The organism is Stenotrophomonas maltophilia group sp. RY12688, assembly GCF_052149045.1.
Taxonomy (GTDB): domain Bacteria; phylum Pseudomonadota; class Gammaproteobacteria; order Xanthomonadales; family Xanthomonadaceae; genus Stenotrophomonas; species Stenotrophomonas sepilia.
In genome coordinates this window covers 3,041,343-3,055,818 of sequence record NZ_CP197389.1, presented here as the reverse complement: position 1 = coordinate 3,055,818, position 14,476 = coordinate 3,041,343, and the positions used below count along the sequence as shown (strand labels likewise).

Sequence of the window (14,476 nt, the reverse complement as noted above, 5' to 3'; positions counted from 1 at the left end):
CCCGAACGGATCGTGGCGACCGCATGGCCACCAGCGCGCGCATTATTGCCCGCGTTCAGTGCAGGGATTCTGAACGGGGCGGGCTCCCGTTCAGAACAGCAGCGACGCCATCCTGCGGCGGTACTGGCCGACCAGGTCCTCGTCGGAGATCACATTGAAGGCGTCGATCAGCGCCTTGCGCGGCAGGCCTTCCTCGAATCCGCGGTCGATCCGCAGCATTTCGAGGAACTGGGCCAGCGCGGCCTCGTCATGACCGCCGAGCAGCAGTTGCACGCCGCGCAGGTGGCGGGCCTTGAGGTCCTTGCCGTCAGCGGCGATGCGTGCCTCCAGCACCTCGGCGGCCGGGGCATCTTTCAGCGCGGCGGCGAAGGCCAGGCGGGCGCGGGCACGCACGGCACGGTCGTCGGTGGCCAGATTGGCAGGCAGGCCGTCGATCAGGGTGCCTGCCTCGTCCACGCCACCGATCTGCAGCAGGGCCAGGGCCAGGTCGAGCTTCAGTTCATCCTTGTCCGGCTCGGCGGCGATCTGCGCACGCAGCACATCGACCTGCGCCTGCGGATCCAGCGGGGTGTCATCTTCGGGGACAGCATCGCCCACATCGGCCGGTACGATGCCGTGCTGGGCCAGGAACTCACGCAGCTGGCCTTCCGGAATGGCGCCCGGGAAACCGTCCACCAGCTGGCCGCCCTTGACCAGGAACACGGTCGGCACCGAGCGGATCTGGAAGGCCGCAGCGATCTGCTGTTCCTTGTCGACATCGACCTTGGCCAGCTCGAACGCACCGTTGTACTCGGCAGCCAGCTTTTCCAGCATCGGGCCGAGGGTCTTGCACGGCCCGCACCAGGTGGCCCAGAAGTCGACCAGCACCGGCGTCTGCAGCGACTTCTGCAGGACTTCGGCCTCGAAGGTCGCAGTGGTGGCGTCGAATACGTAGGTCGTCTCGGTCATGGGGAAAGCATCGCTTGGCATCTGGAGACCGATTCTATGGTGACGATCGATGTCCGTCTCAACCCTGCCGTCACATCGCGCGCGACGGCCTCGGGGGCGTGGCACGCAGCACAGCCCGTGGATCACCCGCTTTCCGGAGCTGACCGGCGTGCTGGCCGAGGTGCGCCGGAAGCACCCGGCCTCGGCCGCGCGCTTGGCGCACTGCGTCACTGCCGCGACAATGCGCTGATCCATTCTTTTCCGGGTGACTGCGCGCAATGTCCATGGTCCGGCTTGATCGTTGGTTGGGACTGCTTGCTGCAGTCGTGTTCGTCCTGGCTGTGTCTGGCTTCGGTGCCGGCCTGGAGGGCTATGCACAGGCCCGCCACCCGGTGGCGCTGCTGGGGGCGCGGGGCGTACCGCATGCGCTGGCGTTCAATCTGCTTGGCTTCGTGCTGCCCGGCGTGCTCGCTGCGGTGGTGGCTGAGCGCCTGCGCCGCAGCCTGCCCGCCACTGCCGGCTGGGCACCGAGGGTCGGCAGCCAGATGCTGCTGCTGGCTGGCCTGGGCTTTGCCGCGATGGGCTTGCTGCCGCTGGACGTGGACGATCTGCATGGGCCCGCCAGCCAGCTGCATGCCAGTGCCTGGATGATCTGGGTGCTGGGCTTCGTCGCCGGAACCCTGTTGCTGGGCACGACACAGCTGCGTCAGGCGCATGGCCGCGCCCTGGGCGCCCTGGCCCTGGGCTGCGGCGTGCTGGCTGCGGTGGCCGCGTTTGCCCTGCAGGGCGTCCTGCCGGCGCCGCTGGCACAACGGCTGGCGTTCGCCTGCTGGGTGGCCTGGCTGGCCGCCGCACTGCCGCTGTCGCGCCAACGCTGAGACGGCTCCCGGGGCATCGCGGCGCCCCCCCTCAAGCAGGCAGGATTGGAGACGTTTGCCGCACTGCGGTACGCTGTACCGCTTTGCCGCCGCATCCGCGTGTTCCATGACCAGCGCTGAAACCAACGCCTACGACCCGCAGCAGGTTGAATCCGCCGCCCAGCAGTACTGGGACGCCACCCGTGCCTTCGAGGTCGACGAGACCTCGGACAAGCCGAAGTACTACTGCCTGTCGATGCTTCCGTACCCGTCCGGTGCGCTGCATATGGGCCACGTGCGCAATTACACGATTGGCGACGTGATCAGCCGCTACAAGCGCATGACCGGCCACAACGTGCTGCAGCCGATGGGCTGGGACGCGTTCGGCCTGCCGGCGGAAAACGCCGCGATCAAGAACAAGACCGCGCCGGCAGCGTGGACCTACAAGAACATCGACCACATGCGCAGCCAGCTGAAATCGCTGGGCTATGCCATCGACTGGTCGCGCGAGTTCGCCACCTGCCGTCCGGACTATTACGTCCACGAGCAGCGCATGTTCACCCGCCTGATGCGCAAGGGCCTGGCCTATCGCCGCAACGCGGTGGTGAACTGGGACCCGGTCGACCAGACCGTGCTGGCCAACGAGCAGGTCATCGACGGCCGAGGCTGGCGCTCCGGTGCGCTGGTGGAGAAGCGTGAGATCCCGCAGTGGTTCCTGCGCATCACCGACTACGCCCAGGAACTGCTGGATGGCCTGGACGAGCTGGATGGCTGGCCGGAATCGGTCAAGACCATGCAACGCAACTGGATCGGCCGCTCGGAGGGCCTGGAAATCCAGTTCGACGTGCGCGACGTCGATGGTGGCGTGCTGGATCCGCTGCGCGTGTTCACCACCCGCCCGGACACGGTGATGGGCGTGACCTTCGTGTCGATCGCCGCCGAACACCCGCTGGCGCTGCACGCAGCGAAGAACAACCCGGAACTGGCCGCGATGCTGGCCGACCTGAAGCAGGGCGGTGTATCCGAGGCTGAACTGGAAACCCAGGAAAAGCGCGGCATGGATACCGGCCTGCGCGCGCTGCATCCTGTCACCGGCGAGCCGGTGCCGGTGTGGGTCGCCAACTTCGTGCTGATGGGCTACGGCACCGGCGCGGTGATGGCCGTTCCGGGCCATGATCAGCGCGACAACGAAGTGGCCAACAAGTACGGCCTGCCGATCAAGCAGGTGATCGCGCTGAAGGATGCGCGCACCGACGAAGAGCGCAACTGGGACGGTAGCCGCTGGCAGGACTGGTACAGCGACAAGAGCCGTGCGTTCGAGCTGGTGAACTCGGCCGAGTTCGACGGCCTGGATTTCCAGGGGGCCTTCGAAGCCCTGGCCGAACGTTTCGAGCGCAAGGCCCAGGGCCAGCGCCGCGTCAACTACCGCCTGCGCGACTGGGGCGTGAGCCGCCAGCGCTACTGGGGCTGCCCGATTCCGGTGATCTACTGCGACAAGTGCGGTGCGGTGCCGGTGCCGGAGGAGCAGCTGCCGGTGGTACTGCCGGAGGACGTGGCGTTCTCCGGGACCGGTTCGCCGATCAAGACCGACCCGGAATGGCGCAAGACCACCTGCCCGGAATGCGGTGGCGCCGCCGAGCGCGAGACCGACACCTTCGACACCTTCATGGAGTCGAGCTGGTACTACGCCCGCTACACCTCGCCCGGTGCCCGTGACGCTGTCGACAAGCGCGGCAACTACTGGCTGCCGGTCGATCAGTACATCGGTGGCATCGAGCACGCGATCCTGCACCTGATGTATTTCCGCTTCTACCACAAGCTGCTGCGCGACGCGCGGATGGTGGACAGCAACGAGCCGGCGCGCAACCTGCTGTGCCAGGGCATGGTGATCGCCGAGACCTACTACCGCCCGAATCCGGACGGTTCGAAGGACTGGATCAACCCGGCCGATGTGGAAGTGCAGCGTGACGAGCGCGGCCGCATCACCGGCGCCACCCTGATTGCCGACGGCCAGCCGGTGGTGGTCGGTGGCACCGAGAAGATGTCCAAGTCGAAGAACAACGGCGTGGACCCGCAGGCGATGGTCGGCAAGTACGGCGCCGACACCGTGCGCCTGTTCTCGATGTTCGCCGCGCCGCCGGAGCAGTCGCTGGAGTGGAACGAGGCCGGCGTGGACGGCATGGCGCGCTTCCTGCGCCGGCTGTGGGCCCAGGTGCAGAAGCATGCTGCCGACGGTGCCGCCCCGGCGCTGGACGTTGCAGCACTGGATGCCAACCAGAAGGCGCTGCGCCGCAAGACCCATGAAACCATCGGCAAGGTCGGTGACGACTACGGTCGCCGCCACAGCTTCAATACCGCCATCGCAGCGGTGATGGAGCTGATGAACGCGCTGGCCAGGTTCGAGGACGACAGCGAGCAGGGCCGCGCGGTGCGCCAGGAAGCGCTGCAGGCCGTCGTGCTGCTGCTGAACCCGATCACGCCGCATGCCAGCCACGCCCTCTGGCAGGTGCTGGGCCATGGCGAGACGCTGCTGGAAGACCAGCCGTTCCCGCAGGCCGACAGCAGTGCGCTGGTACGCGATGCCCTGACCCTGGCGGTGCAGGTCAACGGCAAGCTGCGCGGCACCATCGAGGTGGCGGCCGATGCCGCGCGCGAGCAGGTCGAGGCGCTGGCGCTGGCCGAGCCCAACGCGGCCAGGTTCATGGAAGGCCTGACGGTGCGCAAGATCATCATCGTCCCGGGCAAGATCGTGAACATCGTCGCCGCCTGATGTACCTCGCACCGGCCACCCGCGCGGTGGCCGATGCCTTTCCAGAAGCAGGGCCGGGTGCTTGATGGCCCTGCATTCACGCGGCTTCGGGCACGCTGTGTGTTGCCGTGATCGCCCGGCTCCGCCAGACTGTCTCCATGACCCGAATCCTGCTTGCCCTCGTTCTTGTCCTCGGCCTCGCCGGCTGCGGCTTCCATCTGCGCAACAAGCTGATGCTGCCGACCGACACCGCCCCGGTGAAGGTGGTATCCACCGCCCCGTACAGTGAACTGGTCAAGCTGCTCAATCGCAGCCTGCTGGCCTCTGGTGCCAGGCTGGCCGATGAGGACAGCAAGGAACCCAGTACCCAGCTGCAGGTGTTGTCCGAGCGCTGGGGTGACCTCCCGATCGCCATCGACTCGCAGGGTCGTGCGCAGGAGTACAGCCTGCGCTATGCGGTGATCTTCATCTTCCGCCGCGAGGATGGCAGCGAACTGGTGCCGCAGCAGGTGATCGAACTGTCGCGCGACTACGTGTCGCCGCCGACCGACGCCACCGGTACCACCACCGAACGCGAAATCCTGGCCACGGAGCTGCGCCGGGAAATGTCCGCCTCGATCATCCGCCGTATCGACAGCGTGGTCCGCGCCGAGATCGAGAAGGGGGGCAGCCTGTCCGCGCCGAAGGCCAAGCCGATCGAGGGCGCGGTGCCGGCAGAGCCTGCCGCCGCCGTCAAGCACTGAGCGGCAGCGACGATGGAACTGCGTCCGGAGCAGCTGGCCAGCCAGGGCGCTGACACCGCGTTGGCGCCGGTGTACCTGATCGCAGGCCCGGAAACACTGCGCGTACTGGAGGCCGCAGATGCCATCCGCGCGCGTGCGCGCGCCTCGGGCATCGGCGAACGCGAAGTGTTCGATGCCGACGGGCGTGATTTCGACTGGAACCAGCTTGACGCCAGCTTCAATGCGCCAAGCCTGTTCAGCGCCCGCCGCCTGGTCGAGGTGCGCCTGCCCAGCGGCAAGCCGGGCAAGGAGGGCGCCGAGGTGATCAGCCAGTTCTGCGCCAACCCGGCACCGGACGTGGTGTTGATGATCACCGCCAATGAATGGAGCAAGGCCCACCAGGGCAAGTGGGCCGAGGCGGTCAGCCGCATCGGCGTGCTGTCGGTGGCATGGGCGATCAAGCCGCACGAACTGCCGGACTGGATCGAGCGCCGCCTGCGCGGCAAGGGCCTGCGTGCCGACCCGGCCGCCGTGCAGCGCCTGGCCGAGCGGGTGGAGGGCAACCTGCTGGCCGCCGCCCAGGAAATCGACAAGCTGGCGCTGTTGGCCGACGGCCAGCCGTTGGATGTGGAACGGATGGAGTCGCTGGTGGCTGACGCTGCCCGCTACGACGTGTTCCGCTTGGTGGAGGCGACGTTCTCCGGCCAGCCGCCGGCGGTGCTGCGCATGCTGGCCGGCCTGCGCGGTGAAGGGGAGGCGGTGGCCGCATTGATGCCGATCGTGATCCGCGAACTGCTGGCGGGCGCAGGCCTGGCCCGCGTGCAGGCGCGTGGTGGCAACCTGGCCGCTGAAATGAAATCGCGCGGCATCTGGGAATCGCGGCAGGCGCCTTACAAGCGCGCGCTGCAGCGGCACCCGGAAGGCAAGCGCTGGGAGCGCTTCGTGGCCGAGGCGGGGCTGGTCGACCGCATTGCCAAGGGGCGCGCTGACGGCGACGCCTGGCTGGCGCTGGAACGCCTGCTGGTGGCCGTGGCCGAGCCGCGTGCCGTGCGCCTGCTGGTGCGGGCCTGAGTGATGAGCCTGCGGATCTACTACGGGGGCACCTTCGATCCGGTGCACCTCGGGCACCTGGCGATCGCGCGTGCGGCCCGTGATGAACTGCAGGTCGCCGTGCGCATGCTGCCGGCCGCCGATCCGCCGCACCGCGCGGTGCCCGGTGCCACTGCTGAGCAGCGCTGCACGATGTTGTCGCTGGCCATCGGCGACGAGCCGGGGCTGCTGCTGGACCGTCGCGAACTGGATCGTGCCACCCGCTGCCCCGGTCGCCCGTCGTACACCGTCGACACGCTGCGCGAGCTGCGTGGCGAGCTGGGTCCGAGCCGGCCGCTGGCCTGGCTGGTGGGCGCCGACAGCCTGCTGGGGCTGTCCGGCTGGCATGAATGGGAGGCCCTGTTCGGTCTGGCCCACTTCGTGGTGGCCGAACGGCCGGGCAGTCCGTTGCAGGCGTCGATCGATGGCGAGCTGGGGCGCGCCCTGCAAGGGCGCTGGGCCGACAATGAGCAGGCCCTGTTCGCCAGCCCGGCCGGGCGCATCCTGCGCCTGCACCACCCACTGCGCGAGGAATCGGCCAGCGCCGTGCGCTCGCAGATTGCCGCTGGCGGTCCCTGGCGCGCACTGCTGCCACCGGCCGTGGCCGACTATGTCGCTGCACACGGGCTGTACCGCCCGGCCACGGCGTGAATGGCGCGGCCGCGCCATCCCCGTATAATCGCCCCCACGTTTATCGAGTCGATCCATTTTGAGCAACCAGACCCAGCCCCAGACCATCAAGGTCGATCTGCCCAGCCCGCCGCCGTCCGTGCCGGAACTGCTGGCCAGCGTCCGCCAAGCCACCGAAGACCTGAAGGCCAAGGACCTGGTCGAGATCGACGTGCGCGGCCGGTCCAGCGTTGCCGACTACATGATCGTCGTTTCGGGCACTTCGACCCGCCACGTCAAGTCGATTGCCGATGAAGTCGTGCGCTTCGCCAAGAACATCGACGTGATGCCGCTGGGTGTTGAAGGCGAGCGCGAAGCGGAGTGGGTGCTGGTCGATCTGGGCGACGTGATCGTCCACGTGATGCTGCCGCGCGTGCGTGAGTTCTACGCGCTCGAGCGCCTGTGGACCGTCGGCGACCAGCCGCCGTCCAGCGACGACGAAGTGGCCTGAGCCGCACGTTGACGCATCCCTTCGACGGCGCCGATGGCGCCGTCGACGTTTTGGAGGACCGTTGATGAAAGCCCGCCTGATCGCCACCGGTGAACGCGCGCCCAGCTGGGTCGCGCAGGGGTTCGCCGAATACCAGAAGCGGCTGTCGCATTGGCTGCCGTTCGAGCTGGTGGAAATCGAACCCGGCCTGCGCGGCAAGGGGCGCGATCCGCGCCGTGCCACCGAGGATGAAGGCAAGCGGGTCATCGCCGCGCTGCCGAAGAACGCTTACGTGGTGGCACTGGACGTGCCGGGGCGGCAGTTGAGTTCCGAGCAGCTGGCGCAGCGCCTGGAGCATTGGCGCGGGCAGGGCCGGGACCTGGCGTTCCTGATCGGTGGCCCGGAAGGGCATTCGCCAGAGGTCTCCGCGCTGGCCGACGAAAAGTGGTCGATCGGACCGCTGACGCTGCCGCACATGCTGGTGCGTCTGGTGGTGGCCGAGCAGCTGTATCGGGCTGCCGCAATGATTGCCAATCACCCCTACCATCGCGCGTGAAGAGTGGTTATACTAGTCGTCTGCCCGAATAGCTCAGCCGGTTAGAGCACTTGACTGTTAATCAGGGGGTCGTTGGTTCGAGTCCAACTTCGGGCGCCACCTTGCAAAACCTGCATCGCGAGATGCAGGTTTTTTTTTGCCGTGTTGTGGCGGCGAGCCCATGCTCGGCTGCATCCTCCAAGCCGGGCACGCGCTCGGCGCTACAGCGTGATCCGGCCCTTCCAGAACGCTGCCAGCGTGGCGATCGCTACTGCCAGGATCGCGCCGAACAGCGCCCACTCCCAGCGCGTGAAAACCGGCTCGCCGCGCTGGCGCCGGGTCTGCGCAAACAGAACAACGCCGGGCACGTACAGCAGCACCGACAGCAGCAGGTTGTTCAGGCCGCCGGCATACACCAGCCACAGCGCGTAGGCGCTGGCCAGCAGCGCGACGACGAAATCGCGCCAGCGCTCGCGTGGCTCACCCGCGTAGGACTGCCCGCGCCAGGCCAGTTGCACGCCGAACGCGGTGGACAGGAAGTAGGGCACCAGGCTCATCGATGCGGCCAGCAGCACCAGGCCGGTGTAGCTGCCCGCATTGAACAGCACCAGCAGCAGGAACAGCTGGATCAGCCCGTTGCTCAACCACAATGCATTGGCCGGCACGCCACGCGCATTCTCGCGTCCCAGGAAGGCGGGCATCGTGCCGTCGCCAGCGGCGGCATACAGCACTTCGGCACACAGCAGCACCCAGGCCAGCAGCGCGCCCAGCACCGAAATGATCGAACCGGCGATGATCACCGTCGCGCCCCATTCGCCGACGATGGCGCGCAGCACGTAGGCCATCGACGGGTTGGGCAGCCCGGCCAGTTCGGCCTGCGACAGCACGCCCATCGACAGCAGGCTGACCAGGACCAGCAGCAGCCAGACCCCCAGGAAACCGATCACCGTGGCACGGCCGACGTCGGCACGGCGCGCGGCTCGCCGCGAATAGATGCTGGCGCCTTCGATGCCGATGAACACCCACACGGTGACCAGCATCATGCCGCGCAGTTGCTGGCCGAGGTCGCCGAGCGCAGGCGTGCCGAAGAAGTCGGCGCGGAACACCTCCATGCGGAACGCGCCGGCGGCCAGCACCAGGAACAGTGCGATGGGCAGCAGCTTGGCCACTGTCACCAGGCCGTTGACGATGGCTGCTGTGCGCAGGCCGCGCAGCACCAGCAGGTGGACGGTCCACAACAGTACGGACGAAGCGGCCACTGCGGCTGGCGTGTTGCCTTCGCCGAACACTGGCATGAAATGGCCCAGGCCGCTGAAGATCAGCACGAAGAAGCTGGCATTGCCCAGTACCGAAGCGACCCAGTAGCCCCACGCCGCGGAGAAGCCGATGTAGTTGCCGAAGCCTTCGCGTGCATATGCGTAGATGCCGGTGTCCAGGTCCGGACGGCGGTTGGCCAGGGCCTGGAACACGAAGGCCAGCATCAGCATGCCCGCACCGCTCAGCGCCCAGCCGATCATCAAGGCGGCCGGACCGGCACTGCGCGCGACGTTCTGCGGCAGCGAAAAGATACCGGCGCCGACCATCGAGCCGACTACCAGTGCAGTCAACGCCGGCAGGCCGAGGCGTTGCGATGTCGTGGCCATTGAGATCCCCTGCGGCCCGGATGCCGCGAGCACACCCTAGCCATGTACTCGTGAACATGGCTGCAAGGCCGGGTGTGCGGGAGCCGGCATGGACAACGAACAGCCAGGAAACGACGAAGGCCCGGGCAACAGCCCGGGCCTTCGAAGCAAACACAGCAGCGGGATTATTTGAACGTGTACTTGGCGCCGACAGTGAAGTAGCGGCCAATCGCACCACTGAAGTGCAGCGGGTTGTAATTGACTGCACCGTAAGTGCTCGGGTCGAGCGGCGCGATGCGGTCGAACACGTTCTGCACCGAAGCGTTCAGCTCGAAGGCTTCGGTGATGTTCCAGCGGCCGGACAGATCGAAGGTGGTGAACGAGGAGATCTTCTCTACCGGCTCGCCGTCTTCATAGAAGGCCAGGTAGTCACCGCCGCGGCGGTCCTTGTTCTCCAGCTTGCTGATGTAGTTGGCCACGCCGCTGATGCTCCACGGGCCCTGCTTCCAGGTGGTGCCGAAGTTGATGCGGTCCTTCGGCGTGCCGATGCAGTTGGTCACGTCGCAGTTGCCGTGGGTGCCCACATAGTCGACGGTGGTATCACCCTCGGTGCGCTCGAACTTGAGCACGTGGCTCCACTGCAGGTCCATTTCCAGCTGGCCCGGGCCGATGTCGAAGGTCTGGCGGATGTCGGTGTCGATACCGCGGACGCGCGAGGAGTTGGCATTCACGTAGGCGGTATTGACGGCCAGGATGGTGCCGCTGTTGGCGACTCCGCCGATGTTGTTGGCATCGCGGAGAACGTTGCCCGCGGCGATGGCGTCGGCCGTGCTGCCCTGCGCGATTTCGTTGGTGCGCTTGATTTCCCACGCATCCACAGTCAGCGAGGTGGTCGAGGTTGGCTGCAGCACGATGCCCACCGAGTAGCTCTTGGACTCTTCCGGCTTCAGGTCCTTGTTCGGCCGCGTGATGATCGCCACCGAGCGCGCGGTGCATTCGTTGGCCGGGTCGATGGCGCAACGCACCGGATCGCGGGCGTTGGAGAAAGCGGCCAGGCCACCGTCACCGTTCTCGGCCGGGTTCGGCGCACGGAAGCCTTCAGCGTAGCTGGCGCGCAGTGCGATCCAGTCGGCCGGGGTCCACTTCACGCCCAGCTTCGGCGTGGCCTTGCCTTCGCCGCTTTCGTACTTGTCGTAGCGGACCGCAGCGCTCAGCTCCAACTGCTCCAGCACCGGTGCGGACAGTTCGGCGTAGCCGGCATACACATTCTGCGTGCCGTCGTAGGCCGAGTAGCCCAGGCCGATGATCTGGCCGATATCGGTGAAGGTCTGCGGCGTCAGGCTGTTGCTCGTCTTGCGCCACTCCGTACCGAAGGCCAGGCCCAGCGGACCGCCCTTGAGATCCATCAGGCTGCGCGAGATGGTGAAGTCGAACATGTCCAGGCTCGACTTGGCACGCGCGCTGATGGTCGGGCTGATGGCATCGTAGACCGACTGCGGCGTCTGCGAGGCATTGTCGCCGATGCGCCAGGTGCCATAGGGGCAGGCCGGATTGCCCAGCACGCAGCGTACTGCGTCATAACGCAGGAAACCCGTGCGCTTGTTGACCAGGTCGGTGCCGGAATGCAGGTAGGCGGTGTCGTAGCTCCAGTCGCCCCAGTTGCCCTTGACACCCACCAGGAAGCGGTTGAACTCATTGGTATTGTCGGTCACGCGCGGGCCCACGTCCCACGCGCTGTAACGCAGGCGGGCCGCGGTGGGCAGCGGGTTGTCCGGATGACCTGCATACAGCTGGGTCGCACCGGCACCGCTGTTGGCGTTGACCGGGCCGCCAGGGTAGCCCCAGCCGCCGGATACGCCGGATGGCGTATTGCTGAAGATCGTTTCCTTCTTCGAGTAACCGATCTCGGTATAGACCTCGCCGCCTTCACCAAACGCGAAGCTGGCGCGGCCGAACACGTTCACGTACTTCTCTTCCGGGCTCAGGTCGCGGTACTGCTGCGCCGGATCCCACAGGCAACCCTGGGCCTGCGCGGTCGCGTCACTCTGCCCGGGAATCGTGGTCAGCCCGGCGCAGCCCGGCAGGGCAACCAGATGGCCGGTGGCATCGAACACCGAGCCATTGGGACCCACGCCGCCGGCGGTACCGCCCGACAGGTAGGCACCGCCCAGGAACTGCGCGTCTGCAGCGTCGTAACCCCAGCGCCGGATATCGCCGGTGCCGATCCACTTGCGGTTCTTGCGGTCGCTGATCTTGATCGCGTCGGTCTTGCCGACGTCCAGGCTGAAGAACGCATTCCAGCCATCGCTGGACAGGTCGCCGGTGCCGGCAGTGAGGGTCGCCTTCTTCGCGTCGCCATCGCCGTCACCGGAAATGCCGTAGGAACCGCGCAGGATGGCGCCTTGGAAGTCGCTGCGCAGGATGATGTTGACGACGCCGGCGATGGCGTCGGAGCCATAGATCGCCGAGGCGCCGTCCTTGAGCACTTCCACGCGCTCGACGGCATCGAGCGGGATGGTGCTGAGGTCGGTGAAGACCTTCTGGCCGTCATCGGCCAGGCCGTAGGTGGCCATGCGGCGGCCGTTCAACAGCACCAGCGTCGAGCCGGCGCCCAGGCCGCGCAGCGAGATGCCGGCGCCGCCACCGGCGAAGCCGTTGCCGAAGGTCTTGGGAATGGAGCCTGCGCCGTCGGCGGTCAGGGTCTGCAGGTACTCGGCGACCGTGGTCTTGCCGGTGCGGTCGATTTCCTGGCGGGTCACCACCTGCACCGGCGACGGTGTCTCGGTGTTGGTGCGCGGGATGTTGGAGCCGGTGACCGTGATGCGGTCGAGGTTGGTGGCCTGCTCCTGTGCAAAGGCTGAGGAAGAAGCCACGGCGCCGACCAGCAGCAGGGTGCTGCCAGCAAGGATATGGGTGATGGACGATGCCAGGGTGGTGCGGCGGCGGCTGGCGGGCCGTTGGATCGGGTGTTTCACAGCTTCTCTCCTAACTGGAAAACCGTAGCGTTGAGGGCTGTCGCCGGATCGATACCGGGACGCGCCAATCTAGGTTTCCAGCAGGTGACGAAGACGTGAATTTTTGCTTAATCAGTAACGCTTGGCTCGGGCATGTCCGCATTTGTCGGGCATTGGCAGGGGCCGGCCCGGCGCGGGGCCGGGCCGGTGGGACGCTCAGTCCGGCAGCGAGAACTGCACCGGCACCATGCCGATGGCCGGAACCGCCACGCCGTCACGCTGGGCAGGCTCGAAGCGCCAGTGCTTGAGCACCTGCTGGCGGGCGGCCTGGTCCAGGTTGCGCGAGCCGCTGCTGCGCTCGACGCTGACCGCGACCGGCTGGCCACGGGTGTCCACTTCCACCCGCAACAGCACCGTGCCCTGTTCGTGGTTGCGCAGGGACTGGATCGGATAGGTCGGCGGCGGAGCACTGCGGTACTGCAGCTGGGCGCCGGCCAACGGGGTGGAAGTGTCGATGCTGGGCGCCAGCTGCGGCGGAGCCGGTTCGGCGGCCGGCAATGCGATGCCCTGGGTCTCTTCCACGGTCGCGGTGGGTGCGGGCAGTGGCGGTACCACCGGCTGCGTCCGGGGCTTCGGTACCACCTGGACGATCTCTTTTGGCGGGACTGGAGCCGGCGGCGTCGGCGGTGGCGGGATCTTCTCGATCAGCCGGACCGGCGTCTTTTCACGCGGGGCCTGCACGGCCTGGTAGGTCGCAGGGATGAGCAGCAACAGGAAGGCCAGCAGGTGCAGGGCGATCGCTGCACTCCAGGCGGCTACGCGGGCGGGGTCGAAGTGCGGGGATGCAACGGGATAGGTACGAACCATGATCCACCTCCATGCCAGTGACGAAGTCCTCAACACACCAGGGTCCGTGGCGGGGTTGCCGCACGCGGCTGGCAGTCCATCAGTAGCGCGGCATGGCGGCCACTGCCTAGAGGCAGGGGCATGCGCGTTGGGCTGGCCTTCAGCCAACGCCGCCGGAATACACGAAAAAGGCGGGCCCCTGCGGGACCCGCCTGCGTCGGCCGTGCCGGGCGCGATCAGCGGCCCAGTTCGAACACCACGTCCAGGTTGACCGAGACGGTCGATTCACCCGGTGCGACCGGGGTAGCCTTGTCCATCGCCGCGCCGGCGGCCATGGTGCGCATCATCGGCATCGGGCGGAAACCGCCGTTGCTGTTTTCAGAGATGCTGACGATGCGGCGCACCTGCAGGCCCAGCGATCTGGCATAGGTCTGGGCGCGGGCCTGGGCCTTCTTCAGGGCGGCCAGGCGGGCTTCGTCATAGACCGGTTCGGGCTGGTCGATCTCAAACTGCGGACCGTTGATCTGGTTGGCCCCCTGCGCGGCCAGCGCGTCGAGCACCTTGCCGAGCTTGGCGATGTCGCGGACCTTCAGGCTGACCGTGTTGCTGGCCTGGTAGCCGGTGATCTTCGGTGCCTCATTGTCGGCATAGCGGTACTGCGGGTTGAGGCTGACGCCGCTGGTCTGCACGTCGCGCTCGGCGATGCCGGCGGCCTTGATCGCGGCCAGCACCTTGTCCATCTGCTGGGCGTTCTGGCGCATGGCGCTGTTGCCGTCGGCAGCCTGGGTGACCACACCGGCCGACAGGGTGGCGACGTCCGGCACGCGGGTGGCCTCGGCGTTGGCCGAGATGTTCAGCAGGGTGCCTTCGGCCGCGGCGGCGATCGACGGCGACGACGGAGCGGCATGAGCAGTCATCGAGGTTCCAAGGGCGAGGGACAGGGCAAGCAGCAGCGGGGTGGCGGTCAGGCGCATGGGATCTCCTTGTTGTGCCGGTGAGGGTGGTGTCGTAGCGATGAACGCGCTGTGAGCCTGTTCGGGGTTGTACGCGTTCCGTAACGGGTTGCCGACGATTCA

13 protein-coding genes and 1 tRNA gene are annotated in these 14,476 nt (G+C 67.3%); 9 read left to right on the top strand and 5 right to left on the bottom strand.

From position 1 onward, the window contains the following. Nucleotides 1–90 precede the first annotated feature (90 nt). Nucleotides 91–948, bottom strand: coding sequence for a thioredoxin (trxA, locus tag ACS0OT_RS14375; RefSeq protein WP_005418123.1), 858 nt, complete (start codon nucleotides 946–948; stop codon nucleotides 91–93). 49 nt (nucleotides 949–997) lie between these two features. Between trxA and ACS0OT_RS14370 the strand changes: the two genes are divergently transcribed. The 9 genes from ACS0OT_RS14370 to ACS0OT_RS14330 all read left to right on the top strand — a co-directional run bounded on the left by ACS0OT_RS14370 (nucleotide 998) and on the right by ACS0OT_RS14330 (nucleotide 8,098). Next, nucleotides 998–1,177, top strand: a complete 180-nt coding sequence (locus ACS0OT_RS14370; RefSeq protein WP_134956368.1) for a hypothetical protein — start codon at nucleotides 998–1,000, stop codon at nucleotides 1,175–1,177. 28 nt (nucleotides 1,178–1,205) lie between these two features. Beyond that, a complete protein-coding gene (locus ACS0OT_RS14365; RefSeq protein ID WP_049459673.1) occupies nucleotides 1,206–1,805 on the top strand; it encodes a DUF998 domain-containing protein in 600 nt (199 codons plus the stop codon). A 106-nt stretch (nucleotides 1,806–1,911) separates the two neighbouring features. Then, nucleotides 1,912–4,554 (top strand): leucine--tRNA ligase, encoded by a 2,643-nt coding sequence (gene leuS, locus ACS0OT_RS14360; RefSeq protein WP_005418117.1) that lies wholly within the window; start codon nucleotides 1,912–1,914, stop codon nucleotides 4,552–4,554. A 137-nt stretch (nucleotides 4,555–4,691) separates the two neighbouring features. Further along, nucleotides 4,692–5,276 (top strand): LPS-assembly lipoprotein LptE, encoded by a 585-nt coding sequence (locus ACS0OT_RS14355; protein ID WP_005418114.1) that lies wholly within the window; start codon nucleotides 4,692–4,694, stop codon nucleotides 5,274–5,276. A gap of 12 nt (nucleotides 5,277–5,288) precedes the next feature. Further along, a complete protein-coding gene (gene holA, locus ACS0OT_RS14350) occupies nucleotides 5,289–6,326 on the top strand; it encodes a DNA polymerase III subunit delta (protein ID WP_235646268.1) in 1,038 nt (345 codons plus the stop codon). 3 nt (nucleotides 6,327–6,329) lie between these two features. Beyond that, nucleotides 6,330–6,995, top strand: coding sequence for a nicotinate-nucleotide adenylyltransferase (gene nadD, locus ACS0OT_RS14345; protein WP_072168534.1), 666 nt, complete (start codon nucleotides 6,330–6,332; stop codon nucleotides 6,993–6,995). A 58-nt stretch (nucleotides 6,996–7,053) separates the two neighbouring features. Next, a complete protein-coding gene (gene rsfS / locus ACS0OT_RS14340; RefSeq protein ID WP_005418109.1) occupies nucleotides 7,054–7,464 on the top strand; it encodes a ribosome silencing factor in 411 nt (136 codons plus the stop codon). A gap of 64 nt (nucleotides 7,465–7,528) precedes the next feature. Next, complete coding sequence (gene rlmH, locus ACS0OT_RS14335; protein ID WP_005418108.1) at nucleotides 7,529–7,999, top strand: 23S rRNA (pseudouridine(1915)-N(3))-methyltransferase RlmH; 471 nt, start codon at nucleotides 7,529–7,531, stop codon at nucleotides 7,997–7,999. Nucleotides 8,000–8,021: 22 nt separating this feature from the next. Then, nucleotides 8,022–8,098, top strand: a tRNA-Asn gene (locus tag ACS0OT_RS14330). Nucleotides 8,099–8,199: 101 nt separating this feature from the next. On the opposite strand, the gene arcD is transcribed toward ACS0OT_RS14330, so the two are convergent. The 4 genes from arcD to ACS0OT_RS14310 all read right to left on the bottom strand — a co-directional run bounded on the left by arcD (nucleotide 8,200) and on the right by ACS0OT_RS14310 (nucleotide 14,374). Continuing rightward, entirely contained in the window at nucleotides 8,200–9,621 is a 1,422-nt protein-coding gene (arcD, locus tag ACS0OT_RS14325) for an arginine-ornithine antiporter (protein ID WP_139727453.1), read from the bottom strand. A gap of 164 nt (nucleotides 9,622–9,785) precedes the next feature. Next, on the bottom strand, nucleotides 9,786–12,575 hold the full coding sequence (locus ACS0OT_RS14320; protein WP_061479655.1) for a TonB-dependent receptor: 2,790 nt from the start codon (nucleotides 12,573–12,575) through the stop codon (nucleotides 9,786–9,788). Nucleotides 12,576–12,770: 195 nt separating this feature from the next. Beyond that, nucleotides 12,771–13,421, bottom strand: coding sequence for an energy transducer TonB (locus ACS0OT_RS14315; RefSeq protein WP_005418094.1), 651 nt, complete (start codon nucleotides 13,419–13,421; stop codon nucleotides 12,771–12,773). Nucleotides 13,422–13,636: 215 nt separating this feature from the next. Next, complete coding sequence (locus ACS0OT_RS14310) at nucleotides 13,637–14,374, bottom strand: SIMPL domain-containing protein (RefSeq protein ID WP_005418081.1); 738 nt, start codon at nucleotides 14,372–14,374, stop codon at nucleotides 13,637–13,639. Nucleotides 14,375–14,476 lie beyond the last annotated feature (102 nt).

What these genes read in the sequence shown, in the direction of transcription:
- rlmH (WP_005418108.1), top strand. Translation starts at nt 7,529, where the DNA reads ATGAAAGCCCGCCTGATCGCCACCGGTGAACGCGCGCCCAGCTGGGTC.
- trxA (WP_005418123.1), bottom strand. Translation starts at nt 948, where the DNA reads ATGACCGAGACGACCTACGTATTCGACGCCACCACTGCGACCTTCGAG.
- ACS0OT_RS14355 (WP_005418114.1), top strand. Translation starts at nt 4,692, where the DNA reads ATGACCCGAATCCTGCTTGCCCTCGTTCTTGTCCTCGGCCTCGCCGGC.
- leuS (WP_005418117.1), top strand. Translation starts at nt 1,912, where the DNA reads ATGACCAGCGCTGAAACCAACGCCTACGACCCGCAGCAGGTTGAATCC.
- ACS0OT_RS14310 (WP_005418081.1), bottom strand. Translation starts at nt 14,374, where the DNA reads ATGCGCCTGACCGCCACCCCGCTGCTGCTTGCCCTGTCCCTCGCCCTT.
- ACS0OT_RS14365 (WP_049459673.1), top strand. Translation starts at nt 1,206, where the DNA reads ATGTCCATGGTCCGGCTTGATCGTTGGTTGGGACTGCTTGCTGCAGTC.
- holA (WP_235646268.1), top strand. Translation starts at nt 5,289, where the DNA reads ATGGAACTGCGTCCGGAGCAGCTGGCCAGCCAGGGCGCTGACACCGCG.
- ACS0OT_RS14315 (WP_005418094.1), bottom strand. Translation starts at nt 13,421, where the DNA reads ATGGTTCGTACCTATCCCGTTGCATCCCCGCACTTCGACCCCGCCCGC.
- ACS0OT_RS14370 (WP_134956368.1), top strand. Translation starts at nt 998, where the DNA reads ATGTCCGTCTCAACCCTGCCGTCACATCGCGCGCGACGGCCTCGGGGG.
- nadD (WP_072168534.1), top strand. Translation starts at nt 6,330, where the DNA reads ATGAGCCTGCGGATCTACTACGGGGGCACCTTCGATCCGGTGCACCTC.
- arcD (WP_139727453.1), bottom strand. Translation starts at nt 9,621, where the DNA reads ATGGCCACGACATCGCAACGCCTCGGCCTGCCGGCGTTGACTGCACTG.